Here is a 4,888-nt window from a genome sequence, read left to right as displayed (position 1 = left end):
GGATACTTAGTACGACCAGCAAAGAAATTAGTGAAAGCTGTTTGTAAATGTCTTAACCCTTGTTGTAAGGGTACACAGCTTACTTCATTGAGAAAGTCTAATTCTTCTTGTTTTTTCCAATCGGTCAACATTGAAGAAGTTTGAGCGTAGCCTACTCTTTCTTGCTTTTCGTACCATGCTTGTGTTCTGACATGGAGAGCTTTGTTGTAAACTAATCTTACACAGCCCAATGTGCGCCGCAATAGCGACTCTTGTGTTGGTGTGGGGTAAAATCGAAACGAATAGGCTTTTTCCATGTCTCACATTTTAGCATATATTTCGTAAATGTGCTAATATTTAACAGTAAAGCCGTCGTAGAACGACGGGGTTTCAGACCCAAATTTTCGATGATCAACAGTAATCACCAACAAGCGATCGAGCTAATGTTAGCATCGGGAGACTATAATCAATTATTGTTATTCTGTCAACAAGCGCTCGCGGTTCATCCGGAAGTGACTGATTATTATCCCTATCTGGGATTAGCTTATCTGCTGCTAGAGCAGCAAGCAACAGCGCAAGAAATTTGGTTATTTTGGCTGTTACAATCAGAGTCCAGTCAGGATTTAATTGTGCTGCTCAAAAAAGAGATAATTAGAAATCTTGATTGCTGGCAGTTTGGCCAAGCTAAATTAATCTATCTCCAGTGGCTAGAATTAGAGGAAATAGAAGGGGATGAAGAGATAGAAAATTATGCCCTGACGGTGATAAACTCCTGTCTTCAAGAGGTGCAAGAGGCTATTAATCGGCAAGAATATACTTTAGCTGAGGACTTTTACTTAAGAATTTTATCTTGGCGTGAACAATTAGCTTACATCTGGCACGATTTAGGATATTTATACTATATAATTAACCGACTAACAGAATCTTTTAACTGTTTGGCACGAGCCATCAACTTAGAGGAAAATCAAGCCTTATATCATTATACTATGGCCATGGTGCTAGAAAAATAATCCCGTTTAGGTATAGCTTTATCAGCTTATCAAAAAGCGATTGATCTCAATCCCAATTTTATCGATGCTTATAACAAACTGGGCAATTTATTTTATAAACTAGGGCAGCTAGAGTCAGCCGAAAAATTCTATCAGCAGGGAATTAATAAACAGGGTGATTTTTATCCTTTTTATATCAATTTAGGCAATGTCTATTTAGTTAAACAAGCTTGGACAGAGGCAAAAAATGCTTATAAAATGGCTCAACAACTGGCAGGAGATAGAGGAGAAATTAGTCAAAATCTCTCCCTTTGGCAAATTCTGCAAGCTGACCAAAAAAGAGCGGATCTTTATTCTGGTGATTATTTTTATCAAAGAAAAATCTATCAATTAGCATTAAACTATTATCAAAAATTATTAGCAATTAAAATAGAGGACAGCAATTTTTATTTAAATTGCGCCCATTGCTATCTCATTGTTAAAGGAGAAAAACAAGCTTTAGAAGTGTATAAAAAAGGCATTAACTATCATCCAGAAAATATTGATTTACATTTGCGCCTAATTTGGTTACTACAAAATAATTATCCGATCGAGGTGGCAATTCAAGCAACTAAATCAGCTTTAGAGTATCTTCCCGATCACCTATCCCTGAAGTTAGAATTAATGCGGTTAATGCCGATAGTTTACACAACTCAAGCAGATATTATGCTATATCGATCAAACTACGAGAAACAGTTAGATAATATCTTGTCTAATCTTGATTTAACCACTACTAATCAACAGCAGGATGCTTGGAAAAGTATTGGATTAAGAACTAACTTTTATCTTCAATATCAAGCTAAAAATGATTTAGAACTACAAAAAAAATATGGAGAATTAGTTTATAAAATTACCTCAGCCAACTTTCCTAATTGGGTGAAAAACCTAACCATACCGACGGGAAAAATTCGCCTTGGCTATATTTCTGCTCACTTGCGTCATCACACGGTAGCGAAACTGTTTCAAGGATGGTTGCAGTGGCGAAATCGAGAGCAATTTGAAATTTACTGTTATGGAATAGATATTAATAACACCTGCGATAATTTTACCAAACAATATCAAGAGCAAAGTGAATATTTTTATCAGTTTGATAATCTGGTAAATATAGAAAGAATTGCTCAACATATTTTAGATAATCAGTTACATATTCTAGTTTATTTAGATATTGGTATGGATGCTCGCACTACCCAACTAGCAGGATTGCGTTTAGCTCCAGTACAATGTGTAACTTGGGGTCATCCCATCACCTCAGGATTACCAACCATTGATTATTTTATCTCCAGTGAATTAATGGAACCCGCGCAGGGAGATAATCACTACAGTGAAAAATTAATTCGCTTATCCAATTTAGGTATTGCCTATGCCAAACCTTCCCTTCCTCCCCAGAGAAAAACTCGTTTAGAGATGGGATTAAACGAGGATAAAATCATCTATTTAAACTGTCAGAGTTTATTTAAATATCTGCCAGAAAATGACGATATTTTCCCTAGAATTGCCCAACAAGTTCCCAACAGCCAATTTATTTTTATCTGTCATCGTAGCGAATTTGTGACCCATTGCTTTCAGTCGAGATTAAGTCAAGCTTTTAATAAGTATGGACTCAATTGGCAAGATTACGGGGTAATGATGCCACAATTAGAACAAAATGATTATTTTCAGCTTAACTTATTAGCAGACATCTATTTAGATAACTTAAGTTGGTCGGGGGGAAATACCACCTTAGAAGCAATTGCCTGTCAGCTTCCAGTTGTTACCTGTCCGGGGGAATTTATGCGGGGAAGACATTCCTATGCTATCTTGAAAAAATTAGGCATAACCGAGACAATTGCTACGGATAAAAATCACTATATTGAAATTGCTATCCGTTTAGGTTTAGATAATCAATGGCGACAAACAATCAAAGATTATACTAAAATGAATATCGATACAGTATTTAACGATCAAACCTGTGTAAAAAGTCTAGAAAAATTTTATCAATCTGTAGTAGGAGAGGGTAGATAAAACTTTGGGGTTACATAGGGTTTGCGGCAAAAAGTTTGTTGGGGTGTGGGGTATGGGGAAGAAAACCACATAAAGTTCATTTTGTCAAGGATTTAAGATACTCTTACCCTGGGTTTAATCCTCTTTCCCAAAAATGATAAGGATTAGCAAAATAAAAATCTGCTCCTAGTTTCTGACTCAACTCTTGATGTCCACAAAATTCTTTGGCCTTGTCACAAAGGTCGGTTTTTCTTTTGTCAGGGGGAATCTCTTGGAAAAGTTTTTCGGTGACAAGGGTTGATTTCCGATGCGGTTTTGTTCTTGGCCAATGCTGCCACGCTCCGGAATCGCGCCACGCTTATTTTTCGCTCCGCTTCGACTCTTTCTTTTTCCTCGTCTGGCCCTATAGGTATTCTTGATGCTCTCCATAGTCTCGATAGTTGACGATTGGCCACCTTGCCAAGAATTAGTGATAAAATTACAATATAAACAGTAATTTTTCCCCCCAAGCATAATCCCTCACCCCCAATAAAATTATGATGCACGGTTTTATTCCCCCACATCGTTATTTTCCCTATCTTACTTGGACAGATATAGATTCAATGCCAGATAAGGAAAATGTGGTAATTATTCAACCCATCGGTGCGATCGAACAACACGGACCCCATCTACCTATTGCCGTCGATGCTGCCATTAGTTTAGGGGTTTTAGGCAAAGCTTTCGAGAAATTAGATACAAACATCGCCGCTTTCGCTTTACCCTGTCTCTACTACGGAAAATCTAACGAACATTGGTCTTTTCCAGGCACGATTACCCTCTCGGCAGCCACCTTATTAACCCTCATTCAAGAGATAGCTGAAAGTCTCTATCGTTCGGGTTTTCGCAAGTTAGTATTAATGAACTCCCACGGCGGGCAACCGCAAGTTATGGAAATTGCTGCTAGGGATATTCATCAACAATATCCCGATTTTTTAGTATTTCCTTTTTTCACTTGGCGAGTTCCCCACAATGCGGCTGAATTATTCTCGGAATATGAATTAGAATACGGTATTCATGCAGGAGATGTGGAAACTAGCATTATGTTATCATTACTGCCAGAACAGGTAAAAATTGAGCGGGCCGTCCGAGAATATCCCCAAGGTTTGCCAGAAAATAGTTTGTTAACTATGGAGGGAAAATTACCCTTTGCTTGGTTAACTAAGGAATTAACTAAAAGTGGAGTGATGGGAGATGCTACTAATGCAAGTAAAGAAAAAGGCGATCGATTATTAGAATCCGTTGCTAATGGTTGGGTACAGGCGATCGCTGATGTTTATCAATTCCGTCAACCGAAGTTATAGCGGTTCTCACACCTGTGTGGCACACTTAAACCTTTGCTAATTAAGCTTTTCAACATCGATAATGTACCTAGTGCGAACAGGAAACGCTATATATTAATAAAAGATTAATTAGAGTTGTTAATAAGCTGTACTGCATTTAAACTGCCTATTGTTAATTTTAGTACCAAGGATAAAAATTCCTCTCACTTCCCCTTTGATTCGGGAATTTGCTCACGATATTTACTGAGCATAAATAGAGTAAGTTTTAACAAGATAAGAGTAATTTTTTCCCATAATTATTAATCTCAATTATCAGTTTTATCCTTGAGGTTTTAGAAATTTTGTCAACGGTGACAAAAAGAAAATAAACGACATTTTTACCATATTTTTTCCGGGGGATAAGAATCGAAAACAGAATCAACGTCTAGGATAATTAGGGGCTGCTGAATAAATCTAAAAACCTTGTTGGATAAGGCTTTTAGACTTTTTTTCCTCAAAAAGTGCCGACCATTGGAGGGATCGGGGGTAAAATTCCTGGACTTTTTCCCTGAAAATTAGGTAACTGACTACCTCAAAATCGGT

2 protein-coding genes and 2 pseudogenes are annotated in these 4,888 nt (G+C 37.2%); 2 read left to right on the top strand and 2 right to left on the bottom strand.

The genetic code is table 11. The annotated features are described in order from the left end of the window. A partial coding sequence (locus O9290_RS05845) for a helix-turn-helix domain-containing protein (protein WP_288086803.1) occupies positions 1-296 on the bottom strand: 296 nt, incomplete at its 3' end. 90 nt (positions 297-386) lie between these two features. Between O9290_RS05845 and O9290_RS05830 the strand changes: the two are divergent. Next, positions 387-3,008 (top strand): annotated as a pseudogene (locus tag O9290_RS05830) (tetratricopeptide repeat protein). Positions 3,009-3,120: 112 nt separating this feature from the next. Here O9290_RS05830 and O9290_RS05825 read toward each other — a convergent pair. Further along, positions 3,121-3,325: pseudogene (locus O9290_RS05825) on the bottom strand (IS30 family transposase); the annotation flags it as partial. 198 nt (positions 3,326-3,523) lie between these two features. Here O9290_RS05825 and O9290_RS05820 point away from each other — a divergent pair. After that, the gene (locus tag O9290_RS05820) at positions 3,524-4,327 is read left to right on the top strand and encodes a creatininase family protein (RefSeq protein ID WP_002762063.1); all 804 of its coding nucleotides are present in this window, start codon (positions 3,524-3,526) and stop codon (positions 4,325-4,327) included. Positions 4,328-4,888: the final 561 nt, after the last annotated feature.

The sequence above is a fragment of the Microcystis sp. LE19-41.2A genome (genome assembly GCF_027530405.1).
Lineage (GTDB): Bacteria > Cyanobacteriota > Cyanobacteriia > Cyanobacteriales > Microcystaceae > Microcystis > Microcystis aeruginosa.
Note: the sequence above shows the minus strand (reverse complement) of the source record. Positions and strands in the feature narration are given on the sequence as shown.

Bases quoted from the DNA above. Each gene is read 5' to 3' on its own strand.
- O9290_RS05820 (WP_002762063.1), top strand. From the start codon at position 3,524: ATGATGCACGGTTTTATTCCCCCACATCGTTATTTTCCCTATCTTACT.